The sequence below is a fragment of the Paenibacillus catalpae genome, from assembly GCF_900112695.1.
In the GTDB taxonomy this organism is placed as follows: Bacteria; Bacillota; Bacilli; order Paenibacillales; family Paenibacillaceae; genus Pristimantibacillus; species Pristimantibacillus catalpae.
The window spans coordinates 54,742-70,185 of record NZ_FOMT01000006.1 but is presented as its reverse complement, the minus strand read 5'-3'; the positions used below and the strand labels follow the sequence as shown (position 1 = coordinate 70,185).

Below are 15,444 nucleotides of genomic sequence, written 5' to 3'. Positions count from 1 at the left end.
ATACCAAGTGTTAGCGGGCATCCTGCCATAGTCCTACGATAGATTAGGTTTCTCTCATTGAAAATTGTCGAACGGAAGGGCGCTTCAACCTGTCCTTCTCAGACTTTAATGGTAAATTTATGGCCATCCTCCGTGGTAGGATGGCCATAAATGTTCAAGGCTCAAAATATAACTTGCCGTTATTTGTGGTACGGTTCTGTAACGGCAAGTTTTAAGGTCATCCGCATGGATGACACAAATCGCAATTCGGTAGATTGTTACCTGCAGAAAACCTCTAAATACTGGCCATATTCCACATCTGTATACTCATCGAATCTGGTCGGCAGAAGGGTCCCTCCCAAATCGGGCAGCGCCCTCTGTCAGCACGGATAGTACGCGGTCGGTCATTTCATTTACACTTATTTCCTCATAACCTTTGCTCCACGCTACCGCAGCCCCAAAGATCGACCAACTCGTCATGAGCGCCATCGTGTCGACAGAGACTTGCCAGTCAGGCCGATCTGCGCGAAGTTGCCCGAGCCATCGCCGTAGGAGATTTGCGAGCTCGTCGCGAACCGAATGCTCGAACAGCGGATTGACGGTATCGTTTGGACTGCATCGACCATATAGCGTTCGAACATGCTCAAGCACTGTTCGAACGAGCACACGTATATGTTTCGGGTGCCAGCCGGAATCGGGCGGGAGCTCCCGCTCCAACAGATGGCGGAATTTGTCGCGGATGGACTGCTCCAGCAGTGCGAATTTGTCCGGAAAATGCGCATAAAACGTCCCCCTGTTCACATCCGCCCGATCGGCAATATCTTGGACCGTCATCGCGGTAAATCCCTTCTCATGCATGAGTTCGACGAATGACTGCTTCAATAACCGCTGTGAACGGCTATGCCGTCTATCCTTGCCATTCTTTTGCATCGCTCTCACCCGCTCCTTGTTATCATTGGAAGCCGTCGCCTCGGCCATCCGACAAATAAGCCTTATTGTCGTATATCCAACGCGGAGGCTACATTGTCTGTTGCCCCCAAAAACTGGCTTCCTTATTATTCTAGTGAACGGTGGGCGTTCATTGCAACAGAAACAAAGGAGGTAAACATAATGATGGAATTGCCACATACGATGAAAGCGATTCGCTACCACATTCATGGAGGGCCGGAGGTTCTTCGTTTAGAAGAGTTGCCTGTACCGAAAACCGGCGAAAGAGAGGTGCTCGTACGCGTTCATGCTGTCGGCGTAAATCCGGGGGACTGGCAGATCCGATCGGGCTTTGCAGGGGACCGCTTCCAACTTCCTTATATTCCCGGTTGGGATGTGTCGGGAGTTGTCGTCAACGTGGGTGACAGCGTAACCAGCTTGCGCCCTGGCGACGAAGTCTTTGGAATGACTGCCAACAGCGGAGGCTGCGCGGAATATGTTGCCGTTCCTTCCGATCAATTGGCACTGAAGCCTCGATCGATCGATTTCGTAGAGGCGACGGTTTTACCTCAGTCTGGAGTCACGGCTTGGCATTCGCTGTTCGTACAAGGCAAACTAGAGGCGGGCCAGACCATATTGATAAACGGCGCGGCCGGAGGTGTCGGTCATATAGCAGTGCAGTTGGCCAGATGGAAAGGGGCCAGAGTCATTGGAACGGCTTCCACCCGAAAGGGGCCGTTCCTGCACGATCTGGGAGTCGACGAGTTCGTGGACTACACGACCGACTTGCCAACCAGAATTGCACGGAGCGTAGATATTGTGCTCGATACGGTCGGCGGCGTTCAGGGGGACTGGCTGCTGGACACGCTAAAGCCTGGGGGGCGCCTCATACCGATCGCATGGGGACAATACTCCTCTGAAAAGGCAACCCAAGCATCGATAACGGTTCAGGAGATTCAGTATCCGCCAGTTGCTGCCGCTTACTTAGTAAAATTGGCCCAGCTGGTTAACAACGGTAAAATTAAAGTTGCAATTGATTCCGTCTTTCCCTTGGAGCAAACAGCCCAGGCCCATGAGAGAAGCGAAAGCCGCCGTGCGCGCGGCAAAATCGTCATCCAAGTGAGATAATTTTTAAACGACTGACTGTCTACCTCGCGAATTTCTAAAACAAATGGAACCTACACATAAGGCAGGGAGCATTCGACCCTATCAAGTCGTTTCGGCAAAAATAGACCAAAAAACTTGCCGTTACTTATGATACGGTTCCACATATCATCTTGAGGGCGAAATCGAAGGGCACCCCATTGTGATCATTGGGTGCCCTTCTGTTAAATACCTCATTCGTTTCGCCCTACTTAATAATAAAAAAGGCACCCGGTCGGGCGCCTTTTGGCGACTCATAAACGCCTCTTAAATGATCACTGCTTCATAAGTTTCGAGAAGCTTTATTCATTATATTTTTACGACTTCTTCTGCTCTTTAATGATTTTTATCATGCTCTTACCCGTTGCGGCTATGGCTTCTTCCGCCGAACGCGGTGTCCATCCAAGTAGTCGTTTGGCCTTTTGGTTGCTAGTTGACATATCTTGTCCCAGGAGCGTTGCAATCATTCTTAATTGTGGTTTGAAGATCGCGATCGCACGAACCAAAATATTGGGAAGTTCACTTTTTGGCACGTTTTTAGCGTCTTCGCCCAAATGTTTTCTTAAAATATTCGCAATATCCAACATCGACAACGTCTCTGCGCTAGAGGCGATAAAACGCTCTCCATTTGCTTCGGGACGCAACATGGCCAATAGATGCAAATCGGCAACATCACGGACATCTACATAATCGGAATAAATTTTAGGGACATACTTTTGATTGCTTTCCAGCATCTGTCGAACGCTGCTGTTTGAATGAGAATAATCATTGCCTAAGATCGGCCCCATCACGCCAACGGGATTTACCGTTGCCAGTTCTAAACCGTTTCCTTCTTGGCGAATAAATTCCCAGGCCGCTTTTTCGGCAATGGTTTTGGATTTTTGATAGGGATGAATGCTCGCGTCCGTATTCGACCAATCTTTTTCGGTGTAAGGTCCTTTATGATTCTTGTGCCCCACGCCGATCGCTCCGAAAGCAGAGGTTAAAACAACTCGTTTGACTCCCGCGTCACGTGCGGCTCTCAGCACGCGCAAAACGCCATCGCGTGCGGGTTGAATCATTTCATTTTCGTCTTTATACACTTTATTGGGCGTCGGGGAAGCAACATGAATGACATATTCCGCTCCTTTAACAGCCTCGTCCCAATTATGATCATTAGATAAATCGGCTTGAATAAACAACAGGCCTTCAAAACGGGTAACTCCGCCTGATCTTAGCATATCTCTTACTTCATCTTGTCTACTCATGGTACGAAGCGATGTCCGAACCCTGTAACCTTGCTCGAGTAACTTCAACATAATATGAACCGCGATAAATCCTGAACCGCCGGTCACAAGCACTAAGGGCTTGTTACTCTCCGCCATCGTGAATGCTCCTCTCATTGACGTTACACTTGTAACAGATGTACACTATTTTATAGCTGAATATTCTCTAAAACAAGTGGAAGACAAACATCTGTGACAAAATGGAGGAAGTGTAATGGCAGCGACGGAACACGCCAAAAACATAAAAAAAGACACAAAAGAATGGATTGCTTTTGCGTTGCTGGAGCTTTTAAAGACCAATCGACTGTCAAAACTAACCGTTTCAGAAGTCGTCAAAAAAGCCGGCGTCAGTCGAATGGGATTCTATAGAAATTATGAAAACCTTGAACAAGTATTGAAGGAATACTACGAACCTAAATTTGCGGATATATTTAATAAAATCGCCTTTAAAAAAAGTCATGAACAGAAAATAGCCGATCTAACGAGCTTTTTTCTTGACCTATCCAAGGATTTTCACATGGCGATCGAAGGCGATTATATCGGGCTGTTTTATCAAATTTTCAAATCCCACGTTGCTCAGCTTTATGATGAGATTATTCCCTTTCCGGACTGGATGGGAGCGAAACGAAACTATTGGATCGACTTTATGAGTGCGGGCGTTTTTGAAATTTGGGTGATGTGGATTAAAAATGGTCAAAAAGAATCCATTGAAGAAATCTCGACGCTTATTCGGTTATTTCATAAATAAAAATTAGGATAAACCCATCATGATCGAAACCGATCACAACTCCTTCAAATCGCTCTTGCCTGACATTTTGTCAGGAGAATTACACTATCGATCAAAAAACTACTTGCAGCAATCTTAGTCGCAACTAAGGCCTCCCCCCTGGTCATTTTGCAATCTGCCAAGGTTCTCGCCATAATACGCCTTGGGCCAGTTTTTAATCTGCAGATCGGAAATTCACATAATCCCCTTTAACAAAGGGACGCAACGCTCTACGGAACCTTTTCACCCACTGAATATTCTACTCCTGCTCCCTGTTGTTTCTCCACTGGGCTGACAGCTCGTAGATTGTCTCAGCCTACTGTAACGGCCTATCCTCATCGGAATTTTGTGTAAGCTGGGGTATATTCGGATCAGCCCTTCAATGGTCTCGCGATCCTGAGGCATGTGACATGGAATCAACCGTTAAAGATGTCATGGTTGTAGTAGCAGCAAGCTTAGCGCCTGTTCTCTGTTAGGTCATAATTCCGAAGGTAGTCCTTAGATTTAGCTCTACTTATGGTACGGCTCCCCGTTTCACTTATAGAGCGAAATTAAAAGGCATCCGCTCGGATGCCTTGATTCATGCCCAATAAGAGTTCTGATTGCCTCCCTATACTAAACTCTTGGAGAAGATTCAAGCGACTCTGCATGCTGACTCCGATAATCGATTAACAGCCGCTGCATTTTTTCCACCGTACCGTCTTGTTGGGGAACATGGATGGAAACGGTCATATTGAAATCGTTCAAATACTGAAACGATACAAGATCAAAGTTCAATTTCCCGAGATTCGGACAATGCAGCGTCTTAGGAGCATCAATGGCATCGAGAACCTCGTGGGAATCCCAAAATTCTCGAAACTCCCTGCTAGCCTGTGACAGCGCCTCGAACTGCTCGGACCACCAAGGATCGTCGACGTGACGCGCATACCCGGCATGGAATTTAGCGACAATTCGCCGCGCATGCAGTTCCCATTGGTCTCACTTTACATAACGGAAACGGGGAGAAGTAAACGTCATCCAGACCAAATTCCGCTCCCTATCCGACATAATCGTGAGATTCCCATTCAAAGCGCAGTAGGCTTCATTCCAGGCAATGATGTTCATGCGCGCATCCATGACATTCGTAGGGGAAAGGTTCTGGCTATCCAAAAAACGTTGAAGTTCCGACGTTACCTTAGAGGGTTGCTTCGTACCGGTCAAGGGAAATTGCTTACGGGCAAGATGGTACAGATGCCTGCGTTCCGATTCATCTAACCGAAGCACTTTCGCTATTCGATCAAGAACCTCAGCGGATACGTTGATATGACGCCCTTGTTCCAAGTAGGTGTACCAATCCAATCCCACGTCTGCCAGCAAAGCTACCTCGTTGCGGCGAAGTCCGGGTGTACGTCTGCGTCTGGAATCCGGCAAGCCTGCTTGCTCTGGGGTTATTCGTTCACGGCGTGAACGCAAAAAACGGGACAATTCCTCATAACGGTCCAATCTGTTTGCCATGATCTCCATGCCTCCTACCCATTTATGAACGTAGGATTCCCAATCCTACGCTTGCCGGGATTATATTCAGCATCCCTTGCATCAAAGCTTATTGCAATCCATTAGTCCATTTGTCGAAGGAATCGTCGTGATGGATTACCCGTTTGCTTAACGTTCCCCTTTTAAACATATTTGAAAGGAGAGATTGCTGAAATGGATTATTCGGCCGTCTCGGGGAGACCGAAGACATTGCAGGCGTGATCCTCTTCCTTGCGAGTGAAGAATCGCAGTGGGTTACGGGTCAAACAATCCGTGTTAATGGCGGTTTTATTTAACTTACTGGAAGAACTTCATTAGCCCCTTTAGCGGTTAAACCGCTATAGGGGCTATTTGTTTCTCAACAATAATAGTTCTAGCCTGTTCTACGTTTACACCGTCGCTAACTGTGCTTAAAGAGTCCTACCCAAACAATTATAGCTCGATACATGTTGTACGTTTAGGTCGGCTTCGGCGTGACATGCGCAGGCAATTCACTTATGAGATTGTTTGCAAAATATGAACGATTTTCCCCTCAATATTGGAGTCATCTATCATCTTCAGATATTCAGGCTTTAGCAATTGATACTGCTTCATGTGGTAGAAGTCCATAATTGCCTGCTTCAAAGTGATATCATACTGAATCGTAAATGACGGCTCTATAAAACGCCGCAGCACAGCGTCATCTTGGACCATATACAACACGGCATTCAATCTGTTGAAAATCTGTTGCTCCATTCCGGATTCAAAAAAAGTTTGTAAGCTTTTATTCCGGTTTTGCAGGGCAACTGACAGATTCTCAAAATGGTGCGGATAAAATTCCTTCAGATCTTGCAAGAACAAATCGGAGATATACATGGCACACATCAAAGATTGTAAAAACGTGATTTGAAACCTTTCCAAAAAAGAGACGGAATCATCTTTGGCCGTGGCGTCATCTTTCTTCGAGTAATCAATGTAATAATTTACAACTTGTTCGATAATGTCATCTTTGGAGGCAAAATACTTATATAGTGTCACTTTGCTGATATCCATATATTTTGCGAGATCGTCGACTTTCAGCTGGCTAAATTTTGTCCTTCTTATAACGGGTTTTATTTTTTCTATATATGTCTCCACACTCACAGCTTTTCTCACGAATAAGTGCCCCTCTCTGGTGATGCGTATCAAATGCATTATAGCAAATTTGCTGGCTTTTTATTTACATCAATAATTAAATGAATTAAGTTAACTAATTTTATTAATTTAGTTTATTTAGTTAATAGTTTGTTGTATAATCGTTCCTGTACCTAATCATCCGATTGCGGATTATACAAAGGGAGGACGATTCAAATGGAACCATCCAGTAATGGCAAATTCTCCGGCAAGAAAGTCGTGATTACGGGAGGCAGCAGTGGAATCGGTCTAGCGACAGCGAAGTTGCTAGTGGATGACGGAGCACACGTTCTGATTACCGGACGTAACCAGGCGACGCTTGACGCGGCTCGTGAACAACTCGGCAACAACGCAATGGCGTTCTTGAGCGATGCCGCCTCATTGAAGGATATCGCCGCGTTGGCCGATCGAGTGAAAGTTGAATTCGGAACAATAGATGCCCTGTTCGTTAACGCAGGTGTCACCGGCTTTGTCCCTTTCGAGTCAACAACCGAAGAAACGTACGACGAGATACTTACAATCAACGCCAAAGGGCCGTACTTCACCGTACAAAAACTCGTTCCGCTCCTGAGCACAGGCAGCGGGGTAGTGCTTACCACTTCAATCGTGAACGTAGTGGGTCTCCCAATGCTCAGTGCGTACGCAGCTAGCAAAGCGGCGCTACGCTCCATGACTCGAAGTCTGGCACGCGAGTTATTATCTCGAAATATTCGTGTCAACGCAGTCAGTCCCGGCGTCATTGACACAGGTATCTTAGAGAAATCAATGCCGAAAGAAGCTGCCGAACAGACAAAGGCACAGATGACACAGCAGATCCCGATGTTGCGTTTGGGCGATCCAGTCGAGGTCGCCAAAGTCGTAGCATTCCTAGCATTTGACGCCACCTATACTACCGGGGCTGAGTTCCCTGTCGACGGAGGCGGCTCCCAGATCTGAGTAAAATGGAGGGAAAATCAATATGGACAATTGGGATACATCGAGCAAAGATTTTAAGAATCAAGCATCTAACCCTGTTACCATGCGGACGATCCGGTTCCGCGACTACGGCGAACCGGCCGATGTCTTGCGCTTGGAGGAGGTGACGATCCCCGAACCAGGCCCGGGACGCATTCGCGTGAGCGTACGCGCTTGTGGGTTAAATCCGGTTGACTGGGGGATGTGCCGAGGACACTTTGCCGGTCAACTGCCGTTGCCTCGCGGTATTGGACTGGACGTGTCGGGGATTGTAGACGCGGTTGGAGAGGGCGTAACCGATGTCGCTATTGGTGATGCGGTTCTTGGTGCCGCCGATTTTATGGACGGATCGAGCGCCGGTGCGTCGGACCGAGCGATTATGTACTACTGGTTCCGCATGCCGGCCGGACTCGACTTTATACAGGCTGCAGCACTGCCAATGGCGGTCGAAACCGCCTACCGGGGGATTGATACTCTCGGGGTGAGGTCGGGCCAGACCGTACTCGTGCACGGAGCCGGCACAACCGTTGGCTTCGCCGCCGTCCAGATCGTCCTTATGCGCGGCGCTCGTGTGGTCGCAACCGCTGGTGCCACCTACGCCGACCAACTCCGCGCCATGGGGGCGACGGTGACCTCGTACGGTGATGGAATGGTCGATCGAGTGTTAGCACTGGCGAAGCAGCCGGTTGACCTCGTACTGGATGCCGCACCGATCAGCGGAGCAATGAAAGATCTGATTCGTATCGCCAATGGGATTCCCCAGCGCGTCCTAACCGTAAGCGATTTCGCTTCAGCCGCCGAACTTGGCGTTCGCGCCAGCTACGGAGAAGAACATTCCTTGCGTTATGACGTTGTTGGCGACTTCGCCCAGTACACCGCAGACGGCAAGTTCACCATCCCAGTCGCCCAGACTTTCTCACTCGACGACTGGCGAACAGCCCTCGAAATCAGTCAGAGTGGGCATGCCCACGGCAAACTGATTCTCCTGCCCGCCGCCGACTGATGTGCGCAAATAAGAGGAGAGTATTTTGAAATAGGAGGGAGGACATCCGTTGAATACGAACCAACGAGAACATATCGCACTGATTACAGGCGCAAGCCAGGGGATCGGGTTGGCATTAGCCCGGAAATTTCTGTCTCAGAGCTGGCAGGTCGTTACTTTGAACCGTTCCGATTTTCCGGCGGACGATATGCTCATTCAAAACGCCCTCAAGAACGGAAGGCTTCGAGCCTATAAAGTGACGGATCTAGCCGATTATGGCAGCTTGAGACGCTCTTTGGAGGAAATCAAAAGCAAGGAACAGCAGATCGATATTTTGTTCAACAACGCCGGAGGTGGCTTAAGCGAACTGAGCTATTCGAAACAAGGCCGCGAAAAGCATTATGAATTGTTGACGGTCGTTCCTTATATCATTCTGATGGAATTGAAGGAACTGTTGAAAAACGGCCGATTAAAAACAGTGATTAACACTTCATCACAGGTCCTTAGATTCACGAAGGAATTTACAATCGAAAACCTGGAGCATCCCAAAACCTTCCGCAAAATGGTTGGTCCTTATGCGGCCTCAAAGTTGGCGCTATCGTTGTGGACTCAAGCCGTGGCGCCGCAACTTGCCAAGGAAGGCATCAAGATCCGCAGCGTTGACCCGGGACTTAACAACACTCTAAAAAAAGGAAAAGATTCGGGAATGCCGGCATGGTTCGAACTGCTTTTTAAGGTTCTTTCCTCTCCGCCTACCCATGGCGCCGACCAATTATATGAGGGAGCCCTCGGCAACCACCGCGATAAGTCCGGCGTATTTTTGTTGAAAGGCCGGGTTTCGGAATTGAAATTTGCAGAACATGCGCCGCGCGTACTGGACAGAATTTCCGACATATATAGCCGTGAGTTTCTTGACGGGAGTGTTCTTCATGGCTGAGTTCCAGAAGAACTTTGCCTGGGAGACTATCTTCTGAACTTCGTTCGCAATGCGGCTTAGGGGTCGCCCTTCGCAGGTCCGGCCGACTGTCTCGGCGCTATCGGTTGGGCGAGGTGTTCGGATTATCAGCCGCATCAGGCTATAGAACGCCCGCAGGTGCTTGTCTGACGCCATCAAGGACAAAATCGTTCACATGAGCCTTGTGGCGGGCGGAGTTAATCTCTTCATGTCTGACTCCTTCGAACCGATTCATTACGGGAACAATATCAACTTGTCACTCGAATTCGCAACGGAAGATGAAGCCCGTGAAGCTTTCGCGAAGCTCGCGGAAGGCGGCAATGTGAAGTACCCTCTAGAACTTGCTTTCTGGGGCGCCCTGCACGGACAGCTCGAGGACAAATTCGGCGTGCTGTGGATGATTACCAACGAGGTTAAAGCGAACTAGACGGATAGAGTGTTCACTCCCCTATTACACAGGTTGGCCATTGGGCTGACCTTTTTATATTTTGCAGACCATAAACTCTACTTCCGTTGCCAGGATTGATTCTTTAGATTATATTTCGCCGTCACTTATGATACGGTTCACCGTAACCCCTCAAACGGCGAATTTGAGGGGCACTCCGTAATCTATAACTTTTACCGGCATACAATCCTATAATAGGTCGTTACCGTTAATACATAATAACCTGCGTAAATCCCAATGAATGCCACCATGGCAATCAGCATAGGAACGACCATATTAACGCCGATTAGGTTGGACATGAAATTACTTATAAAATATAAAACCACAGTACTATGCAAGATACCAACGAGAAGCGGCAACCCAAACACAAATCGTGTTTGTTTATGCAGCATCGATCGAATCACTTTGTTATCGACGCCAATCTTGCGTAAGATTTCATAATTAGGCTTAGCTTCCCCCGCTTCGGTTAACTGTTTAAAATAAATGACACTGCCTGTCGCCGCGAGAAACACCAGCCCTAAGAAACCAAAAACAAAAAGATTCATTGCACTTCCTTCCTTACCTTCCTTATAGACTGTATAAAAGGATGAATGCACTTGGAAATCTCCATCAATGAGCGTCGCCAGCTTACTGGAGACAGCTTCTGTTGTCTTTTCGTCCTCCACTTCATACGCCTTGTAGGTCAACGTTGTCGTCTGTTTCGCCAGCTGTTTAAACCATTCATCGCTCACAATAACGAAAAAATCGGGATAATCAAAAGGCAAGACACTGCCCTCGACTAGTTGTACAAGCTGTAGCTTAGAGTTTTTCTTAGATTCCGACAAAGTCAAATGTTGGCCTTCAAAGCTGGCTTGCCTGAAATCGGTTAACCTCGGCTTAACCACAGCGGCTTGTTGACCAGATAGGTGTACGGTGACATCCCGATCTAAAGCCCTAGATGCTTGATTAAATGTGCTTGCTGCGATTATTTTGATCGGACTTGTTAAATAATCCAGTTCGAATGAAAGCTGACCTTCCATCACTAATACAGGGATATCTAGCTGTGCTTGAACTGGATGCGCTGTATCTTCATTGATTAACTTCTCTATTTCAGAATCGAAGGATTGCCCTCCTGATAAGTGTGTATAAGTGAAGGGGACATCCTCCTTTGCAGAAATTTCATTCCCATAATACCCGCTGTAAGTGGCTCCGAAGAAACTAATCGTTACTGCGCTGAGTAAGGCAATCAACGAGAAAGTGCGTGCATTTCCCCGAATACGATAAAGTAACTGAGAGGTTCCTATAAAGTTGGTCCCTCGATAGTATCGAGATTTATTTTTCTGCGACAGCATTAATAAAAAGACCGTTGCCGAACGGAAAAAGAGATGAGTCCCCACACTGAGCGCAATAAGGGCCATCCCATAATTCCCCACCACGTAGTTACCCGTGAGTTCTTCCGGAAAAGGCCTCACGATTAACCAATAACTAAAAGCCAAAAGGCTTACACCAATGAAGGTAATTATGGGAGAAACCAGAGGTGCTTGTTCCCCTTTCTTTTCTGCATGGAACAATTCAATTAATTTGAACCGATAAATTAATCGTGCCCCTTGAAATGAAGTAAATAAAATAATCAACATAAAGACAATCACAGTTTGGACTATGGCTTCGATGGAAGGTACAAAATCAACCTTTGCCGACGTGCCCATGAGTTTGATTAGGATCATAGAAAAAAACTTCGAAATCAATGCTCCAAATACGATTCCAATGACTAAAGCCAGCACACCCATCAGCAGATTTTCATAAAACATCATGCGTGCGATCGATTTCTTACGCAATCCGAGCATCGAGTACAATCCGATTTCCCTCTTCCTACTCCGTGTGAAGAAGGAGTTGGAGTATAAAAGAAAAATGGCAACAAACAATAGTAAGACTGCGGAAGCTGCCATAAACATAAAGCTCATAAATTCCGACAGCATAATACTCCCCTGAATCTGCTCACTATACTGCAAGGAGACAAAAGTGTAATAAACAATCATGCTGAATACCATCGAAACAAAGTAAATCAGATAATTACTGAAACTTCCCTTCATATTTTTCCAAGCTAAACTAAATAACGTCACTGGCTCCACCCCCCAGCACAGACAACACATCTAATATCTTGTTAAAAAACTCTTTCCGAGGCAGTTTGCCTTTCACTAGCTCGGTAAAAAGTTTACCGTCTTTAATAAAGACCACCTTCTGACAATAACTAGCAGCGAATGCATCATGTGTAACCATAAGAATCGTCGCCCGGTTATGTTCACTTAAGCCTTTCAGACTTTCCAATAAATCGGTCGCTGATTTAGAATCTAAAGCGCCCGTAGGTTCATCCGCCAGGATTAAGCTCGGCTTCGCGACCAGCGCTCTTGAAGTCGCAGTACGCTGTTTTTGCCCTCCCGAAATTTGATACGGATATTTGTCTAAGATGGGAGATATGCCAAATATGTCAGCCACCTCTTCAACTCTTCGTTCCAATTCCTTAATTTTCGTCTTGGCAAGTGCTAAAGGAAGCAGGATGTTTTCCCTCACGGTTAATGTATCTAATAAGTTATAATCCTGAAAAATAAACCCCAGCTTCTCGCGGCGAAAGACGGAAAGCTGTTCTTCGTTCATATGGACAATGCTTGTTCCGTCAATTACAACATCTCCGGATGTGGGCTGATCAATGGTAGCCAGAATATTCAGCAACGTCGACTTTCCTGCCCCTGAAGGCCCCATAATACCTATATACTGTCCTTCCTGAACGGTAAGGTCTATACCCTCAATTGCTGTATAAACATTTCCCTTTGTACCATATACTTTTTTTATATTTTTAGCATCGACGATTACTTTCATTGCTCCCATTCCTCCCATTCACATATTTACTCTTTGTTAGGTTCAATTGTATACGAAGAAAACCGAATTCAAACTTACGGTTTATGCTAACATCCTTACAGTTTTGTCACAATTTGATCCTGCTAGTTAGATTAAAATAATACTAATGAATTACATCGGGAGGAAATATCATGAAAATTATGATTATTGAAGATGAGCCAACCATTCGAGAATTGCTGGGAAAAACCGTGGAGAGATGGGGCTATACTGTATCAAAACCAGATCATTTTAACCAGCTTGTGGAGGATTTTTTGAAAGAAGAACCACACCTGATACTATTGGATATTAATTTGCCTACCTTCGACGGCTTTTACTGGTGTCAAAAGATCAGGGAAATTTCCCAAGTGCCTATCCTTTTCATATCTAGCCGCGATACCCCTATGGATATGATTATGGCCATGAATATGGGCGGGGACGACTTTATTCAGAAGCCCTTCGATTCAGACGTGCTGATGGCGAAGATCAATGCGCTCTTGCGGCGGTCCTATGCATACATGGATACCCAATCCAACGTACTTGAGCATAATGGTGTACTATTGAATCTCAAGGATTGGGAAGTGCACGGAGGGGATGAGACGGTCTCGCTTACAAAGACGGAATTTGTGATTCTAAAGCTTCTCTTGCAGCAAAAAGGAACCATCATAAGCCGCCATAAGATCATGCGCAGTCTTTGGAAGGACGAAAGCTTCGTAGATGATAACACCTTAACCGTGAATATTAATCGACTTCGAAAAAAATTGACCGATATTGGCAAGGGGGACTTGATTACAACCAAAAAAGGGGAGGGTTATATTATCCAATGAGCTTATACGGGTACATCAAGGATAAACGCTTTTTTGTCATCTTTTATTTACTCATCATCACCTTTGTATCCATAATCCTGTATACGAATATCGATCAACATGCTTGGAGTGTCATATTATACACTTACATTAGCTGTCTAGTGTTTGCATGTATGTACATAGCCGTCGGCTACTATTACCGTAAAAAGTTTTATCAGTCATTAAGAGAACTTACAGAACATCCCCATGACGTCCTTGTTTCCTTACTCCCTGAGTCTCAAAATGAAAACCAAAGACTTTTTGTAAATGTCATCAAGAATATAGTCCAAGATCATACCCATCAGCTTCAAAAACTGCAAGAGGAAAAGAAGGAGCATCAAGAATATATCCTGTCATGGATTCACGAAATTAAGCTCCCTATCGCTGCAAGCAAATTGCTCCTCGAACATAGCGAAGACAAATCGAAGGAGTGGCTTGACGATCATCTTGAAGATGAACTCGGGAAGATCGAAGATTATGTAGAGCAAGCCCTCTACTATTCGCGGATAGATACCTTCAATAAGGACTATTTCATCACCGAGGTTCATGTCGGACAGATCGTCAAAAATACGGTAAAAAAATATGCCAAGCTGTTCATAAACAAAGGAATTCATTTTCATATGGAGAATTCAGAATTAACAGTCCAGAGTGATAAGAAGTGGCTGGGGTTCGTCCTCGATCAACTTATGGCGAATGCTTTGAAATATACCGACGTAGGCGGCAACATTTCTGTTTCTTTTGAAGAAGACAGCAATGAAAAGAGAGTGCGTCTCCACGATGACGGGATCGGAATCAAATCAGAGGATATCGATCGTGTTTTCGACAGAGGATTTACCGGAACAACCGGTAGGAACCATACCAAGTCCACAGGCATGGGACTTTATCTTGCCAAGAAATTAGCTAACAAGCTAGAGTATGAGCTCACGATCGAATCCGAGGAAGGCGTCTATACAACAGCAGTGATACACGTTCCAAAAGTACGTAACTACTATCGATTGTAGAACATAACGTTATATGAGAGCAGGCCTCTCTCTTCGATTCATCAAATAATTCGCCTCACTTGTGGTACGGTTCTCCGCGGTTAATCTTTACCGCGCGGTAGATCTGCTCGATCAGCACCAGCCGCATCAGCTGGTGCGGGAGCGTCATGCGCCCGAAGCTGAGCTTCTGCTGGGCGCGCTGCAAGACCGAAGGAGCTAGACCCGTGCTCCCTCCAATGACAAACGCCACGTGGCTCTTTCCATACGTGGCGAGCTTATCGAGCTGGTCCGCGAGATCCTCGCTGGACCAGAGCTCGCCGCCGATCGCGAGCGCCACCACATGGGCGTCCGGCTTCAGCTGAGCCAGAAGCCGTTCTCCCTCCCTCTCGCGCACCTGCGCTTCCTCCGCCGGACTCATCGTCTCCGGCGCCTTCTCATCGGGCACTTCCGTGAGCGTAAGCTTCACGTACGGTCCAAGCCGCTTGGCATACTCTGCGATGCCTTGTACCAAATATTTTTCCTTAAGCTTGCCTACCGACGCAATTTGTATATGCATGAATGTTCATCCCTTATGTACGTAGAATTTTCCCTAATTCTCTTAGCATATCAAAACTCGCCCGAAACTGGAAAGTTTTCAAGCCTACCTGCTGTCGTGCGTAAGAATACGAGCC

14 protein-coding genes and 3 pseudogenes are annotated in these 15,444 nt (G+C 46.5%); 9 read left to right on the top strand and 8 right to left on the bottom strand.

Features of this window, described 5'->3' with window-relative positions; genetic code table 11:
• Nucleotides 1-306: 306 nt before the first annotated feature.
• On the bottom strand, nucleotides 307-909 hold the full coding sequence (locus tag BM200_RS24890) for a TetR/AcrR family transcriptional regulator (protein WP_175533011.1): 603 nt from the start codon (nucleotides 907-909) through the stop codon (nucleotides 307-309).
• 180 nt (nucleotides 910-1,089) lie between these two features.
• On the opposite strand from BM200_RS24890, the gene BM200_RS24885 reads away from it, so the two are divergent.
• Nucleotides 1,090-2,034 (top strand): NADP-dependent oxidoreductase, encoded by a 945-nt coding sequence (locus tag BM200_RS24885; RefSeq protein ID WP_217649586.1) that lies wholly within the window; start codon nucleotides 1,090-1,092, stop codon nucleotides 2,032-2,034.
• 332 nt (nucleotides 2,035-2,366) lie between these two features.
• Here the strand turns inward: BM200_RS24885 and BM200_RS24880 are convergent, their stop codons facing one another.
• Nucleotides 2,367-3,413 (bottom strand): SDR family oxidoreductase, encoded by a 1,047-nt coding sequence (locus BM200_RS24880; protein ID WP_091189372.1) that lies wholly within the window; start codon nucleotides 3,411-3,413, stop codon nucleotides 2,367-2,369.
• Nucleotides 3,414-3,528: 115 nt separating this feature from the next.
• Between BM200_RS24880 and BM200_RS24875 the strand changes: the two genes are divergently transcribed.
• A complete protein-coding gene (locus BM200_RS24875; protein WP_091189371.1) occupies nucleotides 3,529-4,062 on the top strand; it encodes a TetR/AcrR family transcriptional regulator in 534 nt (177 codons plus the stop codon).
• 147 nt (nucleotides 4,063-4,209) lie between these two features.
• Here the strand turns inward: BM200_RS24875 and BM200_RS24870 are convergent.
• Together BM200_RS24870 and BM200_RS24865 are read right to left on the bottom strand one after the other, a co-directional pair.
• Nucleotides 4,210-4,396: pseudogene (locus BM200_RS24870) on the bottom strand (BBE domain-containing protein); the annotation flags it as partial.
• A gap of 299 nt (nucleotides 4,397-4,695) precedes the next feature.
• Nucleotides 4,696-5,574: pseudogene (locus tag BM200_RS24865) on the bottom strand (helix-turn-helix transcriptional regulator).
• Between the two features lie 203 nt (nucleotides 5,575-5,777).
• On the opposite strand from BM200_RS24865, the pseudogene BM200_RS24855 reads away from it, so the two are divergent.
• A pseudogene (locus tag BM200_RS24855) lies at nucleotides 5,778-5,888 on the top strand (SDR family oxidoreductase); the annotation flags it as partial.
• Nucleotides 5,889-6,087: 199 nt separating this feature from the next.
• Here BM200_RS24855 and BM200_RS24850 read toward each other — a convergent pair.
• Complete coding sequence (locus BM200_RS24850; RefSeq protein ID WP_091189370.1) at nucleotides 6,088-6,726, bottom strand: TetR/AcrR family transcriptional regulator; 639 nt, start codon at nucleotides 6,724-6,726, stop codon at nucleotides 6,088-6,090.
• 195 nt (nucleotides 6,727-6,921) lie between these two features.
• Between BM200_RS24850 and BM200_RS24845 the strand changes: the two genes are divergently transcribed.
• The 4 genes from BM200_RS24845 (at nucleotide 6,922) to BM200_RS24830 (ending at nucleotide 10,062) form a co-directional block, all read left to right on the top strand.
• A complete protein-coding gene (locus BM200_RS24845; protein ID WP_091189368.1) occupies nucleotides 6,922-7,680 on the top strand; it encodes an SDR family oxidoreductase in 759 nt (252 codons plus the stop codon).
• A 22-nt stretch (nucleotides 7,681-7,702) separates the two neighbouring features.
• Nucleotides 7,703-8,701, top strand: coding sequence for an NADP-dependent oxidoreductase (locus BM200_RS24840; protein ID WP_217649585.1), 999 nt, complete (start codon nucleotides 7,703-7,705; stop codon nucleotides 8,699-8,701).
• A 49-nt stretch (nucleotides 8,702-8,750) separates the two neighbouring features.
• On the top strand, nucleotides 8,751-9,617 hold the full coding sequence (locus tag BM200_RS24835; RefSeq protein WP_091189367.1) for an SDR family NAD(P)-dependent oxidoreductase: 867 nt from the start codon (nucleotides 8,751-8,753) through the stop codon (nucleotides 9,615-9,617).
• A gap of 160 nt (nucleotides 9,618-9,777) precedes the next feature.
• Nucleotides 9,778-10,062 carry a VOC family protein gene (locus tag BM200_RS24830; RefSeq protein WP_175533009.1) on the top strand — a complete coding sequence of 95 codons (285 nt, stop codon included), beginning with the start codon at nucleotides 9,778-9,780 and terminating at the stop codon, nucleotides 10,060-10,062.
• 191 nt (nucleotides 10,063-10,253) lie between these two features.
• Here BM200_RS24830 and BM200_RS24825 read toward each other — a convergent pair whose 3' ends face one another.
• Together BM200_RS24825 and BM200_RS24820 are read right to left on the bottom strand one after the other, a co-directional pair.
• Nucleotides 10,254-12,179: an ABC transporter permease gene (locus BM200_RS24825; protein WP_091189365.1), complete on the bottom strand. Its 1,926-nt coding sequence runs from the start codon at nucleotides 12,177-12,179 to the stop codon at nucleotides 10,254-10,256.
• A complete protein-coding gene (locus tag BM200_RS24820) occupies nucleotides 12,166-12,933 on the bottom strand; it encodes an ABC transporter ATP-binding protein (RefSeq protein ID WP_091189363.1) in 768 nt (255 codons plus the stop codon). The genes BM200_RS24825 and BM200_RS24820 overlap by 14 nt, the downstream gene beginning before the upstream one ends.
• Before the next feature lie 170 nt (nucleotides 12,934-13,103).
• Here BM200_RS24820 and BM200_RS24815 point away from each other — a divergent pair, with 170 nt between their 5' ends.
• Together BM200_RS24815 and BM200_RS24810 are read left to right on the top strand one after the other, a co-directional pair.
• Entirely contained in the window at nucleotides 13,104-13,775 is a 672-nt protein-coding gene (locus BM200_RS24815; RefSeq protein ID WP_091189362.1) for a response regulator transcription factor, read from the top strand.
• Entirely contained in the window at nucleotides 13,772-14,794 is a 1,023-nt protein-coding gene (locus BM200_RS24810) for a sensor histidine kinase (RefSeq protein WP_091189361.1), read from the top strand. The genes BM200_RS24815 and BM200_RS24810 overlap by 4 nt, the downstream gene beginning before the upstream one ends.
• A 55-nt stretch (nucleotides 14,795-14,849) precedes the next feature.
• On the opposite strand, the gene rlmH is transcribed toward BM200_RS24810, so the two are convergent.
• Nucleotides 14,850-15,329 (bottom strand): 23S rRNA (pseudouridine(1915)-N(3))-methyltransferase RlmH, encoded by a 480-nt coding sequence (gene rlmH / locus BM200_RS24805; RefSeq protein ID WP_091189359.1) that lies wholly within the window; start codon nucleotides 15,327-15,329, stop codon nucleotides 14,850-14,852.
• Nucleotides 15,330-15,444 lie beyond the last annotated feature (115 nt).

Bases quoted from the DNA above. Each gene is read 5' to 3' on its own strand.
- BM200_RS24890 (WP_175533011.1), bottom strand. From the start codon at position 909: ATGCAAAAGAATGGCAAGGATAGACGGCATAGCCGTTCACAGCGGTTA.
- BM200_RS24885 (WP_217649586.1), top strand. From the start codon at position 1,090: ATGATGGAATTGCCACATACGATGAAAGCGATTCGCTACCACATTCAT.
- BM200_RS24880 (WP_091189372.1), bottom strand. From the start codon at position 3,413: ATGGCGGAGAGTAACAAGCCCTTAGTGCTTGTGACCGGCGGTTCAGGA.
- BM200_RS24875 (WP_091189371.1), top strand. From the start codon at position 3,529: ATGGCAGCGACGGAACACGCCAAAAACATAAAAAAAGACACAAAAGAA.
- BM200_RS24845 (WP_091189368.1), top strand. From the start codon at position 6,922: ATGGAACCATCCAGTAATGGCAAATTCTCCGGCAAGAAAGTCGTGATT.
- BM200_RS24840 (WP_217649585.1), top strand. From the start codon at position 7,703: ATGGACAATTGGGATACATCGAGCAAAGATTTTAAGAATCAAGCATCT.
- BM200_RS24820 (WP_091189363.1), bottom strand. From the start codon at position 12,933: ATGAAAGTAATCGTCGATGCTAAAAATATAAAAAAAGTATATGGTACA.
- BM200_RS24815 (WP_091189362.1), top strand. From the start codon at position 13,104: ATGAAAATTATGATTATTGAAGATGAGCCAACCATTCGAGAATTGCTG.
- BM200_RS24810 (WP_091189361.1), top strand. From the start codon at position 13,772: ATGAGCTTATACGGGTACATCAAGGATAAACGCTTTTTTGTCATCTTT.
- rlmH (WP_091189359.1), bottom strand. From the start codon at position 15,329: ATGCATATACAAATTGCGTCGGTAGGCAAGCTTAAGGAAAAATATTTG.